Origin of the sequence: Bacillus sp. SRB_8, from assembly GCF_003264205.1 — a bacterium.
In the GTDB taxonomy this organism is placed as follows: domain Bacteria; phylum Bacillota; class Bacilli; order Bacillales; family Bacillaceae_G; genus Bacillus_A; species Bacillus_A mycoides.
In genome coordinates, this window is record NZ_NADT01000014.1 from 1 (window position 1) to 3,129 (window position 3,129).

General features: G+C 29.0%; 1 protein-coding gene. It reads right to left on the reverse strand.

Going from position 1 to position 3,129, the window contains the following annotated elements; translation table 11 throughout:
• Positions 1 to 2,855: 2,855 nt before the first annotated feature.
• Positions 2,856 to 2,990 (reverse strand): hypothetical protein, encoded by a 135-nt coding sequence (locus tag B5P40_RS33405; protein WP_002192067.1) that lies wholly within the window; start codon positions 2,988 to 2,990, stop codon positions 2,856 to 2,858.
• Positions 2,991 to 3,129: the final 139 nt, after the last annotated feature.

Below are 3,129 nucleotides of genomic sequence, written 5' to 3' on the forward strand. Positions count from 1 at the left end.
TGAAATGCACGTTTAATGTGTAATTGTTATACAACAAAGAAAAAAGCACGTAAGTTTATAGATACTTTATTGTATCTGATTAATTGTGTATCTAGTTGCAATTGCTATTTCTCCTAAAAGTAATATGCCAACTATTACTTCACCCGGTGTTGTCCAATTGAACATACTCTTCACCCCCTACTCTAATAATAGGGAGGAAAGATTACTAATATTTTAAAATTCAATTATATTAATGTTGATTTTAATTATATTTATTACAAAGAAAAGAGAATCCATTTGGATTCTCTTTTCTTGGCATATTTACAACATGGAGAATATTTACATGAGACAACTCTTTCAAAACTTTATTAGGGGAAAGTTTTAAAAAATGTCTTTATAACAATACTTACATAAATTACATATATAGTAAATTGATAGATTTTATACTAATTATTCTTAATATTTAATAAATTAAACTTTTGCCATACTAGGAGTACCCCAGCATTTCGAAAAAAACAAGCTAAGCAAATGTAGACAAGAAACAGCCAGATTTTACTCTGTTAAGAATAAGTCACCTCTTTTATATACAAAGGACGTAAGGATTGTAAATTGGTTAAATGTAATCCCTCAAAACTATATTCCCCAAAGAAATTGATGTGTTCCCAATGTAGAGAGCCTAACCCTATCAAAAAAGAAGATCCCCATTCAAAAATAGAGAAAGTAAACGATCGTTTATAAAGGTATACCTTTACGGACATAACTTGCATCCCTATAAAATCAAGGATTATCACGTTTATAAATACATCGGAAAACATTTATAAACGTTTGTTAAGTAGTTACAGCCTTTATAAACTTCCTAGCGTACACTTTTCTCGAAATGATATTGTAACCCCAAATAGGGTGTTTTTGCCCATCCCCTCGAAAAGGGGGAATAAGACAAATGGCATTAAAACCTATTTACTGTTTGTTTTTATTCAGATGCCCCTCTCTACACTTTAAATATACCAGTGTATGGACAAAAGAAAAGACACCCTAAGGTGCCTTCCTCCGACTTGAACCACGTTTATTTAATATAAATTTATCCGTATTATCCCTTTGTTATACATGTAAACACATCCAATAAAACAGAATCGTCTATATACATCAGATTGTTAGTACACAAAATACAAGAGATTTGAGATCGATATGTTACGCCTTTCAAAAGATTCTGCTTTATAGAACGCATCCACGATTTATATTTTACTACATGTAATATTTATTTGGTGCGATTTTTACGGATATGTATAATTGCATAAAGTTTACAAGAAAAAGAGAGTATACCACTACCTCCTAATCACCGAGTTTGATACCATTGAGAAAGCGTCTATATCTTAAGGATAAAGGGTTTGTCTTTGTTTATTATTATGGACAGTAATTTGGAGAAATAAACGTACTCGGTGATTAGGGGATAAGAAACTATTTAAAACATTTGAGACTTCGGTAATTGAGTAAATAAAAAATACGTTGTTATTCTCGTTGTAAGGAGAGAGGAGAATTTAGTGATTATTGGGATCCCACCCCATGCCCATCAACCCAATATTTTGGAGTACCTCCAAAAAAAATTCACCTCAGATACAACAAAAGAGCCTTACCTCTGTAGGTAAGGCTTCACTAGTATAGTTGTATATATTTACATAACAATTAAGAAACATAAAACATATAATACCAAGTAGCAGAACCCTAATATTCTGCCTATAGCTAGTACCTGTTTAACCCAGCTCTTGAATTTCAGATTACTGTCAATAATCGCTTGTACTCTTTCCATATCTGTTTCCTCCTATTAAGGAGAACCCTTAAAGACTCTCACCTCGCTATGGTACCATTAAGGAATGACTAATAGAGGTCTAATTTTTTTCTAAATATATAAATATGTAATATTGCATATAGAAATGTATTGTTATAAATGTAAGCGCTTACTATAATGAGGTTATAAAGATTCACCACATCTTAATACGAAAAAAAGAGGAGGAAATAATATGGCAATCGCAATGACAGTTTTAAAATTTGTAGGTGGAGCACTTCCATTAGTTCAAGAACTTTTAAAAGCATTTATGTAAGTTCATTATTTAGCAATTATTTATAAAAATTATCATACAAATGATCTGTATATCAAAGATGAATTGATGTGCAGATCATTTGTATGAGCAAAGTCCCTTTAGCATTATGAAGGGACTTTTTTAAATTTCTACATACTTGAGGTTCCGTCACATCAACATCAAGTTAAAAACACTTTTAAAAACATTAAAAAGTGCTTTTTATTTATTATAAATACGAAAGTAAACTTTTTATCAATAGTTTACTTTCATTTTTAGTTCCCTAAATCAATGTTAAATTAACCATTTGTGTTAAAATATGTATTAATAACTTGAATATATAATCAAAAGGAGACTTGAATGAAACTACAAACTTCAGCATCTTGGAATTTTAAAAACAAATTGATCTTTTTGCTTTGCTTTATTCTTCCTCTGATAGGATTTATTTATATTCTTATTAACAGAAAAAAGTGGAATAAAAAAGAAACAATTTTATATCTTCTATTTGCTTTAACAAATCTTTCTCTAACTATAACAGTAACATTTATCACTCGCGATTTTTGGATAATCACAATACATTATATAATTAGCATAATATTGATCACTTATTTTATTTTCACTAAAAAAACAAGTAATATTAACCCTATTTAAACTAGAAAAGAGTCCTAAATTAATAGGACTCTTGTTTACTTCTCTCGAATATAAACTTTTCAATAGAAGTTTACTTTCAATTTCACTAGAAAAAATCCAAAATATGACATTGGATAAGTCATCTTTTGGCCTCAAAACATCTATAAAATTTTATTATTTTTCCTGATTTTCTACTTTTTCAGTTTTAGAACTGAATCCACTTTTAAATCCATCGAAAAAATCACAACCACCTAATGAAAAAACAAATACACATAATAGACCTATCATAATACCTTTTTTGTAGTTCACCCTATAACATCCTCCATAAACACAACTTAATATTTCAATTATAATATATAAATTAGAAATATCTATGAAAACAATCTTAAATTCACCTTAAATAATTAGACTGTTGTTATCATTTCTGAAAGTAAACTTTTAGATAGAA